Raw genomic sequence first — 16,116 nt, forward strand, 5'->3', positions numbered from 1 at the left:
ATCCCAATGGTGACGGCAAATATTGCTAAACAGGCAACAAATCCGTATTTGTGACCCGCTTTAGCCACGAGTGGCTCTATTGTTACGGCACCAATTAGAAGCCCGGCATAAAAACTGCTCGCCATCCAACTTGCAATATCATTGCTCATGCCGTACTCGTTCAACATCAATGGAATGATGCTCATCAAGTAGCCAGAAGCGACTGCAAATAGGGAAAGCGTAACCACCGGTGCAAAGATTTTGAGTGGTGCAGTTGGTGTATTTTCCAATGCCGGAATCTCCTAATGTAAGTGAATTTGGAGACGCGACTATGGGGTCGGATTGACGCTGAGTAAAACGAATAATTTTAGTTCAGACGATAGAAAATATTTGTCGAAGAAAAGGAGAGATTTTAGAAAGAAAAAAGGTCAAATAACGGGAATTTATCTGACCTTAAAGATGAATTTTATTTAAACAGTGCCTGGTTTAGCCATTGATCAAACTGGGATTTAGGAAGAGCGCCGTTGATAACATCGACTCTTTTGCCACCTTTGAAAACCATCACTGTCGGGATGCTTCTTATCTGGTATTTAGCCCCAAGGTTCTGCTGAGCTTCCGTATCAATTTTAACAAATCTCACGTTGCCTTTTCTTTCCTGTGCCACGTCGGAAAACACAGGTGCAAAGCCAACACAAGGGTTACACCAAGGCGCCCAGAAATCGACTACGACGGGCTGGTCGCTTTGTAATAGGGCATCAATATTTTGCTCTGTACCTTCAATGGGCGCACCATCAAAAAGATGAGATTTACATTTGCCACAAGTTGCCGCATCCGACACACGTTCCAGTGGAACTCGGTTTACCCCTTGGCAAGACGGGCAACGAAAATTGAAGCTAGACATAGTTACTCCTTATTTTTTGAGTATTTTATCAAACCTCAGCTGCGACTTTTAAACTTATCTTTTTCTATCCCATGCTTTTTCATTCTAAGGTAGAGTTTTTTACGAGGCACCTGTAGATGATTGGCAGCTTCTGTCACTTTGCCAGAGAACAGAAAAAGCGCGTCTTCAATCACTTGTTTTTCATAGTCGTCAATCAAGTCATCCAGCGGTGTTTGCAACACATCATGGTGCGCAAGTCGGTCTTGTCCGGTTAATTTGATAATTCCGATAGCGTAGAGTTCAGCCACATTCTTCAGTTCCCGAACATTGCCAGACCAATGATGTTTCCTAAGTGTATTGAGATAATGGTTATCAATGGTAGGAAGTGGTTTGCCCAGCTTATTGCAGCTCTGCTTTAAGAAATAGTGAAACAAAATGGCGATATCGTCTGGGCGCTTTCTAAGCGGTGGTACGTCTATCTTTCCCTGGCTAAGGAGATAATAAAGCTCCGGATGCAGTTTTTCATCGCGTATCCATTGCTCGGGATCTTCATTGAAAATGCCGATGAGTCTGGCTTTGCTGCACGCGGTTCGCTCCTGTTTTAACAGTTCCTGTGTTAAATATTGTTGCGCAGAAACTGGCGATTCATGAATATTGGTCACCACCAGCGTTCCACCGCAGCTTCTCTCTAACAAGTTGTCGATGTCTTCTTTAGAGCCAATCAAATTTCCCTGAGCCTGCACATACGTGCCATCTGAACTCGAACTTAATTGATGAACCAGATGAGCCAGACTGCGTCTGCCACAACCGGATTCTCCACTGATAACCAAATGGCTCTTTAGCAATGACAGCTGAGCGATATGATCTTTGATGATGACCATTTGCGGGGACTGACCAATGACTTCCTTTCTAACTGATTCAGCGATGTTTTGCTTTTGCTCGATAAACGATTTTCGAATGTTTAGCTGCTTATGGATCAATTCGAGCAGTGCAGGGGGGTCGATCGGCTTTTCGAGAAAGTCACTGGCGCCTTTTTTCACGGCGTCTACTGCCATGGGAATATCCCCATGTCCCGTGATCACAATTACTGGTATATCAGGGTCGATAGCTTTTATTTTTGTAAGCAATTCCATGCCATTGAGCTTGGGCATGTACATGTCGACAATGACAACACCTGCCCAGTTTGCATCAATGTACTGACACACTTTGGTGGAGTCTGACTCGCACTTGGCAGGTAAATTGGCAATAGACATCAGATGGGCGTAAGAATCCAATACATCTTGGTCGTCATCGACCATCAGAACCGAGAATTTATTGAGGATCATTCGGAAGCTCCAACACAACACACGCCCCGCCAGAGAGGGACGAAGCAAGAAGAATATCACCATTAAACTGTTTAACGATGGAACGGCAAATATTAAGCCCGAGACCTAAACCGACTTCTTTCGTTGTCGTGAAAGGGGTAAAGATCTGGTTTATCACAGAATGAGAGAATCCCATTCCCGAATCAGAGATACACAATCGAGTGATTCCGTCAGTTTCGCGTTGGGTGAAAATCTCAATTTCTCTGTGGTCTACTTCGGCAACCGCATCCAAACTGTTCACCAATAGGTTAACTAACACTTGTTCAAGCCCGACGCTCTCTGCCCATACTTTCTCGCTTTCGGACACGTGCCACGTCAGACGACACTGTATTTTCCTTAGTCGGGTTTCAACCAATACACCTGCACGTTGAATCGCGTCGAGAATACCAACGTATTCTAACGATGTGTCCTTCGGTTGCTTCTTGGCAAAATGGCGCAGGCTATTGATGATTTTACTCATTCGCTCCGTCATCGCTTTGATCTGCTCAATACTGCTTTCCACTTCTTCGTCATTATTCGAATCCAGAGCCATCTTGGCACTAAACAGATACGTATTTATCGCGGAAAGCGGCTGGTTCAGTTCATGGGCCATAGAAGACATAGTCTGACCGACAACTGCCATTTTTGCGGCTTGAATAAGTTCAGATTGTGTTTCTTTGAGGTGAGTTTCAGCTTTTCGTCTTTCTTCCACTTCAGCCTGTAAATCCAAGTTAGCCATCACTAAATCACGCGTCTTTTCTGATACTCGTTCTTCCAGAATAAGATTGGCCTGAGTCTGCTCAGTGATATCCGTTACCGTCACCATCACTTTAGGAACCCCAGATTGTTTGTAGACACTGAAGTAAAACTGGAGATAACAAATGCTATCTGCTCGGTTAAAACACAAAGTGATGCAAGATTCTCCATTGGAAATAAGAGATGAATCTCTTGTAAACACACGTTTCATTAAACCTTGTTCTTCCACTGATACCCAGATCCATAACTTGCTGTTTAGAGCGTTGTCAGACAGATTAAACAAGGATCTGGCACTGAGATTTGCTGATTCAATCGTGCCCGACATATCACATGTGATCAGGCTGGAATGAGCGTTATTGATTAAGTTTAGTGCGTTGGTTTTCTCCATTTCGCGCATCGCCTGATAGTACTGTTTCAGCTTGTTGCTGACTCTGGCGATTTCGTCTTTACCATCGACAGGGAAGGCGATATCACTTTGGTTTTCTGTCATGGCGTCTAACGTTTCGCTTAACGCAATTAACCTGGAAACAATTCGGCGATTAACAAAGTAATAGGTAAGCAGCAAGCTGACCACGATTGATAAGCTAAAACAGATAACCAGTACTCGATTTCCGCTAGAAACGAGCTGGGCAGTATCCAGTTTGACCTGAGCAAATTCAGCGTCGGCAGTGGAAGCCAGTGAGGCAACGTTGCGGTGAAGTAAATCAAGTTGAGTCAGAATCGTCTTCTGCTGTTTCTGGATTCTGTTTTTCGATGTAACAAAGGCCTTAACCGCTGAGTGAAATTCACCATCAAACCGGAGTAATTCACCCATAGTTTCAATTAGCTGCTGATACGAAATCGCCGAGGGAAGCAGGTAAAGTGCTGTGCTAACATTCTCTAAATCACCCAAACGGTATTGAACGACTTTCATGCCATTATCCACCTGGCTCACATGGGCAGAGTCCGACACATCCAGTAGTAGCTCATACAAGGCCTGTTCCTGATCATTAATACTGTGAATCACGCGCATATTTGCCAAAAGCTTTTCAACCAGACCCTGACGCTTTTCTTTTTCGAGTTGCCACTCAATTTCCTGACGTAATGGGCGTAACTCTGAACCAATATCCTGATGGATCCACCTGATTTCTTCGTTGAGCAGGGAAAGTGTCCTTTCCTTATCGATGTGTTCAAGAAGCATTTCACCAAACGTTTGGATTTGTTGAGACAAGACCTGATACCCCGCAAGAAGGGAGTCGGTTTCGCCATTGCGAGTCAGAGTCGCCAGAATGGATTCGATCGTTGTCAGCTCAGATTGAAGAGACTGCATGTAGTCTTCAAGAATCGATTTACTTTCAATTTGAGGGGCATAATCAATGGCACTTCGAATTTGAGAACTGCTGCTTTCCACTTGGTAGCTTGCGTTGTACTTGGGAACATTATCTTTCAGTAAATCGCCAACCTGTTTATCAAGCAGGCTCCAGGTTCCCCAAGAAACCGCCATTACAACTGCAATTAAACCGGTTGATGCGGAAAACGCCAGAAGTAACTTAGTGCCGATGGTGTGGGAGCGAAGCTTCATTTCAAGCCCCCTGAAAGCATCCGTATCCTGTCTGCGACGATCTCCAGCGTATCTTCTCTAATCACCCTGATGTTGTGCTGCCATTGAGCGAGCAATGCACTGATTTCCGCGTTACTTTTTCCTGTATTGAAAATGTTATCCATTTGCTGGTTAAACATCTCAAGGGACACTGGTGGAGCAAAAAGCAGGCTTTCAATTGAATCCAGCTCGTGAAGCGCGGTGGTATCGAGATAATACTTTTCCCGTGCGCTAATAACTCTTAACCACGCATCTTGCAGGGCAGGGAGCTGCTTGGTTACCGTAATATCAAAGAGAAGTTTTACCCCTTCTTCACGAGAGCTGATCGTATCCAGATTGAGTTGAACGTGATCGTTAGAAAGCAACTCCGTATTCAAAACGGAATACTTTGCAAAGGCATTTTCCTGAATAGAAGCCTGAACGTTTGGGGAAAGCAAACGCTCAACAAATGAGGTTAAGTAAGCATCCTGAGACTCTCTTTTTACCAGACCAATATAGGTAGGCATTAAGGTGAGTCTGGTGTCGTGAACAAAACCAACATAATCCAGCTTGCGCATCAGGATTTTCGCATAACTGTCTATGGTCGGACCCAGACCTAAACTTCCGCTGGCAATGGCATCACTGACACCAAAGCTGCGTGAAGACAGAGTTCCTAAATTCGCACCAATGTTGTTGATTACAGTCCAGCCTTTGTTCCAGCCGTAATGTTCCAAGGTGCTTTCGATCATGAGCTGAGTTGTTCCTGAACGGGAAGGTGTGCTCATCGTAACGTGGCCAAAATAGACAGGGTCTGCGAGGCTGTGAAACCCCTGAGGCTGGGGTAACTGGTGGTTGTTTAAATAGTCGCTGTTCCAGACAACACCCGCCCCTGAATATCCAATAGTGACGACTGAGTCTGAGCTAGGCAAGATGTAAGGTTTGAGCACTTCTGGAGCACGCATTTCATCCGGCACATTCGCCAGTTTTCCCTGCTTGGCCAAGCTGGAAATCACCAAAGGCGATGAGGTTAAGACGAGATCAATGTCTTCCACATAACTCTTACTGAGTAACGTCATGCTTGAAGTTGTAGGGCGATGTATTACCTTAATTTTTGCGTTTTTATGTTCTTTACTGAACTGCTCCACTAAGGGGATCAAAGGCTCTCTTGAAAATGTAGTCAGGATCACCAGTTCATCCGTTGAAGCATGAACGCCAAACGGAGAAATACAGGTAAGCAGAAGAGCAATCCTACGAGCCAAAATCTGGAAATGACTTCTCATATCACAAATCCATTAAAAGTGTGCGTTTAATCAAATCTGAGAAAACTTTTGGAAAAATGTTTTCTTTTCTTCATGGGTCATTTGTGACGCATTTACTTTGAGAATTCTATCAGCAAAAACTGAATTACTGACTTCAGAATTCCCATTATTGACTCGCCCAAATCATCGAAATGAGTCAAAACTGCCTCAATTCGCCACTTTTGAGCTTGAAACCGTGTTTTTGGATGATTCGCTCCGTCAACAGAATTTCGTCTGAAATCGACGACTCACTTGAACGGAGCACAATATGCTTAATTTCTTTAAAACTCGACCGGACTTACCGTTATCGGATGGTTCAAAAGAGGCAATGCAATCTCGCTTTAAGCGCTACCAATGGCAGGTATTTCTAGGGCTGGTATTTGGTTACGCCGTTTTCTACGTTGTAAGGATGTCCTTAGGCGTAGTGAAAAAACCCATGCTCGATGCTGGGATAGTGTCCATAGAAGAACTGGGGATCATGGGGTCTGCGTTCTTCTTCACTTATGCAATTGGTAAGTTCTCCAACGGATTCCTGTCCGATTACGCCAACATTGGACGATTTATGTCGTTCTCTTTACTTCTTTCTGGTTTAACCGCCATTGTTATGGGGCTCAACACCACCGCCTTTTTCTTTGTTTTACTTTGGGGCTTAAACGGATGGTTCCAGTCTGTTGGGTCTGCACCTTCGTGCGTTTCGCTGTTCCAGTGGTTCTCGCCGAAACAACGAGGCAGCCGCTACTCCGTGTGGGGAGGCTCTCGTAACATAGGTGAAGGTATTACCTGGATCCTAACGGCAACGCTGGTGAGCTATCTGGGTTGGAGAGCCGGATTCATCGGTGCAGGTATCGCAGCCATTGCCGCCGCACTGTGTATGTTCCTGGCACTGAAAGATCGTCCTCAGACTTACGGTTTGCCGGATGCTGCAACGGCATTTGATGAAGAACCAGAAATCAAAAAGCAGAACGACCCGACTGAAACACGCCGCGCTCAGCTTTTCATTCTGAAACAACCAACAGTGTGGCTGATTGCAGCAGCGTGTGCGGCGATGTACATATCACGCTACGCAATGTCTTCATGGGCGGTTCTCTACCTTCAGGAGAGCAAAGGCTATTCATTGATTGACGCTGGTTTTGCAATGTCTACCTATCCAATTGCCGGTCTTGCGGGAGCCATTCTATCTGGCATCGTTTCGGATAAGTTGTTTAACGCAAACCGCCATATTCCAACTTTGCTATACGGAATTGCCAACATCGCAGGCATGTGTTTGATGTTCTTCGGACCAGACAACCGTTTCATTGATGCCGTCGCATTGGGTCTTATCGGTTTTGCAATTGGTGGTCTTGTTGTTTTCCTTGCAGGTCTTACTGCTTGCGACCTGATGCCTAAAAACGCGGTCGGTGCAGTGAAGGGATTCATTGGATTGTTCTCTTACATTGCAGCATCTGGTCAGGAGGTGGTTTCTGCGTCTCTGATTAAAATCGAAGAGATCGACGGCGTGAAAACCTATGACTTCAGCCAGGCACAATACTTCTGGCTTGTGGCTGGCGTTGTATCTCTGTTGCTCGCGCTGACAGTGTGGAACGCGAAAAAAGTCACTGATATCGACTAATCAACCAAAGCTGGGAGGAGACTCCCAGCTGACTCATTTTATTTCTCTTTTAGATTATTCGGTTACAGGAACTCAAAGATGTGTAAAACAAAAATCGTCGCAACACTTGGTCCCGCCAGTCAGGATGAAGGTGTTCTATCGAAAATGCTGGATGCCGGCGTAAACGTTGTTCGTCTTAACTTTTCTCATGGCACAGCTCAGGAACATATTGAAAAAGCAAATCTAGTAAGAAAGCTCGCTAAACAAAAAGGGAAAACCGTTGGAGTCCTAGCTGACTTGCAGGGACCTAAGATTCGAATTTCGACTTTTTCAGATTCAAAGGTCCATTTGGTGCAAGGACAGACATTTTTCTTGGATGCGTCATTAGGTGCCAAGCAAGGCGATGCTGAGCGGGTTGGTCTGGATTATCCGGATCTAATCCAAGATCTTAAGATAGGGAATATTTTGTTGCTTGATGACGGTCGCATCCAGTTAAAAGTACAGGAGCTTGACCCAAATCGTTCTTGGGTAAAAACCGAAGTGCTGAATTCTGGCGTCTTGTCAGATCGTAAAGGCATTAACCTTCTGGGCGGTGGTCTTTCTGCGCCTGCATTAACTGATAAGGACATTGCCGATATTGATATTGCGGCTGCTATTCAAGCAGATTTCATTGCGATTTCTTTTCCAAGAAACGGCGCAGATATCGATTACGCTCGCTCATTGATCAGAAAAGCTGGCTCCCAAGCTGATGTCGTTGCAAAAATCGAACGCGCAGAAACAGTCGCAAGTAATGAAAGCATGGACGACATTATCGCCGCTTCCGATGCCATCATGGTGGCAAGGGGCGACTTAGGGGTAGAAATTGGCGATGGGCGGTTACCGAAGATTCAAAAGCGCCTAATCAAACGAGCAAGGCTGGCGGGCAAACCGGTAATTACTGCAACGCAAATGATGGAATCTATGATTGAGAACCCATTACCCACGCGTGCTGAAGTGCTCGATGTTGCCAATGCCATTTTAGATGGGAGCGACGCCGTTATGCTCTCTGCAGAATCTGCGGCTGGGAAATACCCTGTTGAGTCGATTGAAGCGATGGTTCGGATTGCAGCGGGTGTAGAGTTTGACTCTGGTTCTTCGCAAGAGCACTGGGATGAACTTGATTCCTTGTGCGACAACTCAAACAAAAGCTTTGCCATTTCATCCATCATCTCAGCGACAAAAGCAAACAGAAAACTGGGCGTCGCCATTTTAACGGGCGACGGTCAAACGCCAAGACTTATGTCCCGATGCCAGAGTGATGCGCAAGTATGGGGGCTATCTTCTAATGAAAAGGTGTTAGGAAAGATGACCTTACTGCGTGGCGTGATACCCACTTATTTTAATGTGGCACAGCAAGACGACTTATTGGAATCTGTGACTCAAATACTGTCCGACCATACCACTCAGTTCAATATGGAATCGCTGCTTATCGCGAAACTTTCGAGCTTGGAAGGACAGGGGGAAGTAAACACATGCTGGATGGTCAATCTTGGCGCGACAGATGCAATACCAGCTTAAAGAATTTGTAGTAAGTGTAGGGCTTTCTACAAATACGTTTTGCAGCGAGTACATAGCTCCCCCTAACAACATGTATTTGCTAGCAAAACATTTGCATTGTTAAAGGCTCACAATGCGCAATAGCATCATTACATTCTTAATGTACTGATGTTTGAGTTTATGACACCCTTGCTCCACAAGGTTTGACCCGCATTTATGCGGGTCTTTTTTATTTTTTCTCTATTCAAAGTTAAAACTCATATTTCATAGTCAAAAGTTTACACTTCTGTGAATTTATATATGCTTGAAAGGTAAGCACGCAACAGTAACTCTGTTTAAAACTTACCCAACCATAAAACTAAAATTACAGGTGATTTTACATGCAACCGTATTTTGCAGAAATTACAGGGTGGGGGAAATGCCTGCCTCCTGCCAAGCTCTCCAACCAAGACCTGAGTACATTCCTTGAGACTTCTGATGAGTGGATCCGTACCCGTACTGGAATTGAAGAACGCCGCATCAGTCATGTTAATACGTCTGACCTTGCAACCGTAGCGGCTCAGCGAGCCATTGCGTGTGCAGGTATCAACGCTGAAGATATTGACTGCCTTATCGTTGCAACGTGTTCTCCTGATACGTTAATTCCAAATATTGCATCCAAAGTTCAGACCAATCTTGGCATCAAAAGCTGCGCTTCATTTGACTTAAATGCCGCGTGTACCGGGTTTGTATATGGGCTGGAAACAGCGACCCGTTTGATTCAGGCAGGCAACTATCAACACGCACTGGTGATCGGTGCTGAGCGGCTGACATTTTATTTAGACTGGACTCAACGCGATACTGCCGTTCTGTTTGGTGATGGTGCCGGTGCGGTTGTCTTAAGCAAAACCGATAAACCGTTGGGTTTGCAACAAGCGCAGCTTGGGTGTGACGCTGAAGGGCGCGATATTCTGGCGGTTCCTAAATACGGCACAGCAATGGATCGATTTGCTGCCGATAACGGATACTGGGAATTTAATTTTGTAGGCAAAGAGATTTTCAAACGCGCTGTACGTGGAATGGGAGCTGCCGACTCAAACGGTATTAAAGCGCTCCCAGCTGAATACCAGTGACATAGACATCGTCATTCCACATCAGGCTAATGTGCGTATTATTCAAACCTTGTGTGATCATTCGGAAATTGCTCAAGACAAAGCATTTGTGAACATTCACAAGTACGGAAATACATCTGCGGCAACAGTCCCTATTGCATTATGTGAAGCTGTGGAATCAGGAAAAGTGAAGCCGAGCAGTGATATTCTGACAGCGGCATTCGGAGCAGGATTGACCTGGGGTGCCGGGCACATCAAATGGGGTGACAGGGTAACTCCATTGCAAGAAACTAATGCAGAATTACCCGAGTGTAACGCCACTGCACTAGAACTGCTTTCTGAAGCTATAGAGCATTGTAAAAACAAATAGCAGAATTAAAAAATCAGCCGCTTTAAGCGGCTGATTTTTTGGTACTTAATCTGACTTCAGGTTAATTTATAAACTCATTTAGCGCATCAATGGTTGGCAATGCCGTCATTGCGCCTTTTTGAGTGGTAGCCAGCGCTCCACACCCGTTCGCCCATTTAATCGCATTTTTGGCATTGTCTAACTTAGACCAATCTTCAACCTGAGCCAGGTAAGACAGCAGCCCACCGACAAACGCATCACCAGCTCCGGTCGTATCAACAGGAGACACGGTTTTTCCGCTTATCAGCTCTTTGCCTTCTTCAGTAACCAGCAGCGCACCTTTTGCCCCCTGAGTCACCAGAATCATAGGTAAATGATGCGTCTTTAAGCTATCAAGCCCCTCAGAGATTGAGGGCTTTCCCGTCAAAAATGCCAGCTCATCATCAGAGAACTTCACAACATCCGACATTCCAATCGCTTTCAACACAGTTGGGATGATCTCATCCTGATTTGCCCATACTTCGTGACGAAGGTTGGGATCAAAGCTGACATATCCACCAGCTTGCTTCATCTTTTCCATAGCAAGTAGCGTCGTACTTCTCGCTGGCTCGTTTGCCAGTGCGATAGAGCAGATATGAAGCCAGTCTCCTTGTTGAAAAGTCGGGATATCTTCGGGTTGAGTGAACTGATCCGCACTGGGCTTTACCATAAATGTAAAGCTACGTTCACCGGAATCGTCTAGATCGACAACGACTGTTGATGTTCTTCGGGCGGGGTCGAGCTTTAAAGGAGTAACATCGACACGTTCAGACTCAAGGGTTTCACTGAGGAACTTACCAAAAGGATCGTCACCAACCCGACCAAAGAACCCGCTATCCACACCAAGTCGGGAGATTGCTACAGCGACATTGGCAGGGGCACCGCCAGGGCATTTTAAGTACGTCATCTCAGTATCTGGAATCAAATCCACCACTGCATCCCCTGTAACCCAAACCTTACTCATTATCTATTCCTTTAAATAATTATTTTCATATTGAAGCTAACTAGCAACAAAAACGTGTTATTAGCATTTAGCTTGTCTTTAAGAATATAAGGCTGTCAGGAGCGTGTTAAGGGCAAGAATGTATAAATATGACTCAGATTTTTTAAATTTTCCTGAAAAGCCACCCACATGCGTGACGCGGTCACGAATTTCATTTACCCCTCATAGTCTTACTGATATTTAGATTAACCTAATGTTGATAGATCTATTTTAGTTTTTTCTTATATAAATGTTGACTACGAGCATAATATTAGTGCAATCTAAATTAGATTTATTTGAAAGAGAAGGTTTAATATGAATCTTGATCAAATGAGAACAAATTCTGCTGAAGTTGCCGAAATTCTAAGAATCCTCTCTCATCCAGAAAGACTGTTGGTACTTTGCCAGCTAATGGAAGGAGAATTGGGCGCAGGGCAATTGCAAAACAGCTCGACATTAAGCCAATCCGCATTTTCGCAGCACTTAACCGTTCTCAGGAAGCACAATCTGGTGAAGGTACGCAAAGAATCTCAGCAAGTCTTCTATTCCCTTGCCGATGAGAGGATAGCGGCACTCATTCATAACCTACATAAGGTTTTCTGCGAGTAATGGTGAGAAACATCTCAACCCACTCATCACCTTCAAGCGGAAATATTCAAAAGGACAGTCAATGAGAGCCAGTTCTTCACAAGGCTTTGTTCATTCGGTAATGAACAGTTTTTTCCCGCCAATACTCATCGCATTTGCCTTGATTCTTGGTGGTATCGCGCTGTGGCTAACACCTAAAGAGGAAGATCCACAAATAGTTGTTCCAATGGCTGACGTACTGATTGATGCCCCCGGTTCAGTGCGAAGCAAGTTGAAAAGCAGGTAACAGAACCTCTTGAAAAACTACTCAGCCAAATCGACGGTGTAGAGTACGTTTATTCTGCGTCCATGGAGAATAAGGCGCAGGTCATTGTGCGTTTCTATGTAGGCGAGAATCGAGAAAATGCTCTGGTTAAACTGTATAACAAGCTGTATTCCAACCAGGATACAATCCCTGCTTCCGTCTCAAACTGGGCTGTTAAGCCGGTAGAGATAGATGATGTGCCTATCGTTGTCGCTGCACTCTACTCAACGGATCCCGATGAAATTGGAACCTATGAGTTAAGGCGCATCGCGACACAGGCAACCCAGCGCTTAAACTCGCTAGACGACACCAATATCGTGAAAGTTACCGGAGGTCAGTCTCGGGTTGTAGAAGTCGCATTGGATGCATCGGCGATGGCGAGTCGAAAAACAACTATCGATGATTTACAACGCGCATTTAACGTAAGCCATGCCAAACAAAGCGCGGGGTATTTACATCAGCAGGAAGAGGTATTCTTACTCGAATCCGGGCAGTTTTTCCAAAACGCCCATGAGCTCAGCCAGTTAGTCGTCAATGTCATTGATGGTAAACCCGTCTATTTAGGGGATGTGGCAACTATTACTGATGGTCCGGAAGAAGCTTCTACAGACACCTGGATTCAATACGGTCATGGCGATTTCCAATCCTATCCCTCAGTTTTTTATCTCCGTAGCAAAACAAAATGGTTCAAACGCCGTAGGTGTTGCCGACGAAGTGCTTAAAGAGTTAAACACACTTAAAGCCGAGCAATTTCCAGAATCGGTTAAGCTGGATATCATCCGAAACTATGGTCAGACAGCCAGCGACAAGGTCAACAACTTAGTATCTAGCTTAGGTATAGCAATTGTCACCGTTGTGGTGTTTGTCGGCTTATTCTTGAACTGGCGCAGCGCATTGGTGGTGGGTATTGCCATTCCTATCAGCTATGGTGCAGCGATTGGTATGGATCTCGCGTTTGGGTACTCCATCAACCGAGTTACATTGTTTGCGTTGATTCTTGCTCTTGGTCTGATCGTGGATGATCCTATTGCCAGTATTGACAACATTGAGCGTTACCTTAAACGCAAAGACTTGTCGAAAACCAAAGCCATTGCTCTCGCAATGGGGGAAATCCGATCAGCACTTTTGATGTCCACGGTAGCTATAGTTATCGTGTTCACGCCGATGTTCTTCATTACCGGGATGATGGGACCCTATATGGCTCCGCTGGCGTTTAATGTGCCCGTCTCAGTGATATTCAGCACCTTAGTAGCATTCCTAATCACGCCTTGGCTTGCCCGAAAGATCCTTCGTGCTGCGCAGGACAAAGGGACATACAACATTGAATCCACTCTGCTTTACCGTGGGTACAACAAGCTACTCTTACCTTTGCTTGAATCGCGGAAAAAGAGCTGGGTATTCCTGGGAATTGTCGCGATGCTGTTTGTTGGAGCAGCCATGTTACCCGCACTTCGACTGGTTCCCTTGAAGCTTCTACCGTACGACAACAAGAATGAGTTCCAGTTGATCGTCAACATGCCAGAAAGCACCGACTTTGTAACCACATCAAATACTCTGCGTGATTTCTCAAGTTATCTGGTTGAGCAACCGGAGGTGATATCGGTTTCCGGTTTTGCTGGTGTCGCATCACCAATGGATTTCAACGGCATGGTTCGTCATTACTTTATGCGTGACTTACCACACCAGGGAGAACTACGAATCGTCCTTGTTGACAAAGATGCACGCAGTTTTCAGTCGCATCAGATTGTGACCCGAATCAGAGATGACATTGAATCAATCGCTACCAAGCACAATGCGAAAATTCAACTGGTGGAAGTGCCTCCCGGTCCTCCGGTCATTGCGACCCTGACAGCCGAAGTATACGGTCAGGAAACGACGTCATACGAAAGACTGCAACAACAGGCTTTCAATGTTATCCAGCGTTTAGAGCAAGAGCCATTTGTATCCGAAGTCGATAGCAGTATTGAAGAGCCGACAGAAGTCTGGCAATTCATCGTAGATCGGGAGAAAGCAGCGTTGTCTGGCATTTCCACCGCTGACGTCAACCAGACCATACTGGCTGCGAATAAGGGCATCAAGCTTGCCAACCTGAAAATGGAGAGAGAAATCGATCCTCTGCCAGTGACCATTAAGCTTCCGATTTCGCAGCGGGATAATCTCACTAACTTAGAAGCGCTTTATGTTCGTGGGCAGACAGGAATTGCGAAACAGAATGTGATGGGAAGTCTGGAAGATGCACCTCAACCGCTCGTCCAATTGTCCGAGTTGGGCAAGTTTGTTAAGCGCACTCAAGATCAGCCTATCTATCACAAAAACCTTAAACCTGTGGTTTACGTTTATGCCGAATCCGCGGGGCGGGTACCGGGTGAAATTGTTGCTGATGTAATTGCAGACCAAGACAAAACCTACTCAGATGAATCAAGAGCGCTGAGCGAGAGAAACTACTTAAGCAATGGTGGTAATCAAGGCTGGTCAGTGGATGACGATATTCAAGTCGTTTGGAGTGGCGAGGGAGAATGGAAAATTACCATAGATGTGTTCCGTGATCTGGGAATTGCCTATGGAGCGGCGCTACTTGGCGTATTCATCGTCATGCTTATCCAGACGGGTTTGCCTGTGGTGTCTGGCATCATCATGCTCGCAATTCCTCTAACCGTTATTGGTATCATGCCGGGGTTCTGGTTCCTGAATCTTCTTGGTGAAGACATTAATGGCTACCCAGATCCCGCTTTGTTTACCGCAACAGCCATGATTGGAATGATCGCACTTGCCGGGATTGTAGTTCGGAACTCCTTAGTTCTTATCGAATTTATTCAGCAATCTCTAGCGGCGGGCAAACCTCTTAAAGCAGCTTTAATCGAATCCGGCGCGGTTAGAATGCGCCCAATCTTACTGACGGCAGGCACAACATTGCTCGGAAATATCGTGATAACGCTGGATCCGATATTTAACGGTCTGGCTTGGGCAATCATATTCGGAATAACCGCATCAACCATCTTTACTTTATTAGTCATCCCAGTGGTTTATCACTTGGCGTATTCAAATGTAGAAGGGCATGGTCTGCCTGTTACCAATGAGGAAGAATCATGAAATCATCAAAACTCCTGTTAGGGATCGGTCTGTTTTCAGTGCTGATCGTATTGTTTATTTTCATGGCTGGTGGTTTTACAGAAAAAGTGAATCATAAAGCACTGACCACAACGGATACTTCTGACATAGAAACCGTCACCTTAAGGTATCAGGAAACACCTCAAATCAGAGAATTTACAGGCACAGTAATTGCCGATCAAAAAGCTCAGCTTTCTGCACGCGTTACCGCAAAAGTAGTCGAGGTGTTGGTGGATATAGGTGACAGCGTCACCAAGGGTGATGTCATTATGCGCCTTGAAAGTGACGACCTTGATGCCCGAGTACAACAGACAGAGCAGGGGCTATCTTCCGCTCAGGCGAATCTGAATGCTGCGCGTAAGGAGTTTAAGCGGATATCAGAATTGGTGGAAAGGAAGTTACTTCCGCAATCAGAGTTTGACCGTGTGGAATCCCAGCTTGAAACGGCAAGAGCCAGTTTTAAGCAAGCACAAGCTGCAGTAAAAGAAGCTGAAACGACATTTGGCTTTAGTATTATTACCGCACCTTTTGATGGCGTGGTAACTCAAAAGCCAGTCAATGAAGGGGATACTGCAACACCAGGTGCTTTGCTGGTCTCCTTATACAACCCAGAATCATTGCAACTTGAAGTCAATATTTCTGAGTCTTTGATAGCAAGTATTGCAGTGGGTGATCAGCTTAACTTTAATTTACCAACTTCAAGGCACACAGGGGATA

Annotated in this window: 8 protein-coding genes and 3 pseudogenes; 5 read left to right on the top strand and 6 right to left on the bottom strand. The window is 45.3% G+C overall.

Annotation, left to right across the window (positions count from 1 at the left end):
• The 5 genes and pseudogenes from RH89_RS03450 to RH89_RS03470 all read right to left on the bottom strand — a co-directional run.
• Positions 1-269, bottom strand: a pseudogene (locus tag RH89_RS03450) (MFS transporter); the annotation flags it as partial.
• 176 nt (positions 270-445) lie between these two features.
• Complete coding sequence (trxC, locus tag RH89_RS03455) at positions 446-880, bottom strand: thioredoxin TrxC (RefSeq protein ID WP_004398944.1); 435 nt, start codon at positions 878-880, stop codon at positions 446-448.
• Between the two features lie 35 nt (positions 881-915).
• Positions 916-2,184 carry a sigma-54-dependent transcriptional regulator gene (locus tag RH89_RS03460; RefSeq protein WP_004398945.1) on the bottom strand — a complete coding sequence of 423 codons (1,269 nt, stop codon included), beginning with the start codon at positions 2,182-2,184 and terminating at the stop codon, positions 916-918.
• Positions 2,171-4,519, bottom strand: a complete 2,349-nt coding sequence (locus RH89_RS03465) for an ATP-binding protein (protein ID WP_004398947.1) — start codon at positions 4,517-4,519, stop codon at positions 2,171-2,173. The genes RH89_RS03460 and RH89_RS03465 overlap by 14 nt, the downstream gene beginning before the upstream one ends.
• Positions 4,516-5,796: an ABC transporter substrate-binding protein gene (locus RH89_RS03470; RefSeq protein WP_004398948.1), complete on the bottom strand. Its 1,281-nt coding sequence runs from the start codon at positions 5,794-5,796 to the stop codon at positions 4,516-4,518. The genes RH89_RS03465 and RH89_RS03470 overlap by 4 nt, the downstream gene beginning before the upstream one ends.
• Before the next feature lie 286 nt (positions 5,797-6,082).
• Here RH89_RS03470 and RH89_RS03475 point away from each other — a divergent pair, with 286 nt between their 5' ends.
• The 3 genes and pseudogenes from RH89_RS03475 to RH89_RS03485 all read left to right on the top strand — a co-directional run bounded on the left by RH89_RS03475 (position 6,083) and on the right by RH89_RS03485 (position 10,399).
• Positions 6,083-7,423 carry an MFS transporter gene (locus RH89_RS03475; protein WP_004398951.1) on the top strand — a complete coding sequence of 447 codons (1,341 nt, stop codon included), beginning with the start codon at positions 6,083-6,085 and terminating at the stop codon, positions 7,421-7,423.
• Positions 7,424-7,501: 78 nt separating this feature from the next.
• Positions 7,502-8,959 (top strand): pyruvate kinase, encoded by a 1,458-nt coding sequence (gene pyk, locus RH89_RS03480; protein ID WP_004398953.1) that lies wholly within the window; start codon positions 7,502-7,504, stop codon positions 8,957-8,959.
• Between the two features lie 359 nt (positions 8,960-9,318).
• Positions 9,319-10,399, top strand: a pseudogene (locus RH89_RS03485) (beta-ketoacyl-ACP synthase 3).
• Positions 10,400-10,460: 61 nt separating this feature from the next.
• On the opposite strand, the gene RH89_RS03490 reads toward RH89_RS03485, so the two are convergent.
• On the bottom strand, positions 10,461-11,381 hold the full coding sequence (locus RH89_RS03490) for an aminoimidazole riboside kinase (RefSeq protein WP_004398955.1): 921 nt from the start codon (positions 11,379-11,381) through the stop codon (positions 10,461-10,463).
• 333 nt (positions 11,382-11,714) lie between these two features.
• Between RH89_RS03490 and RH89_RS03495 the strand changes: the two genes are divergently transcribed.
• Both RH89_RS03495 and RH89_RS30470 read left to right on the top strand, forming a co-directional pair.
• Positions 11,715-12,008, top strand: coding sequence for an ArsR/SmtB family transcription factor (locus RH89_RS03495; protein ID WP_004398956.1), 294 nt, complete (start codon positions 11,715-11,717; stop codon positions 12,006-12,008).
• A gap of 61 nt (positions 12,009-12,069) precedes the next feature.
• A pseudogene (locus RH89_RS30470) lies at positions 12,070-15,381 on the top strand (efflux RND transporter permease subunit).
• Positions 15,382-16,116 lie beyond the last annotated feature (735 nt).

This window comes from Vibrio nigripulchritudo ATCC 27043 (assembly GCF_000222685.1).
Taxonomy (GTDB): domain Bacteria; phylum Pseudomonadota; class Gammaproteobacteria; order Enterobacterales; family Vibrionaceae; genus Vibrio; species Vibrio nigripulchritudo.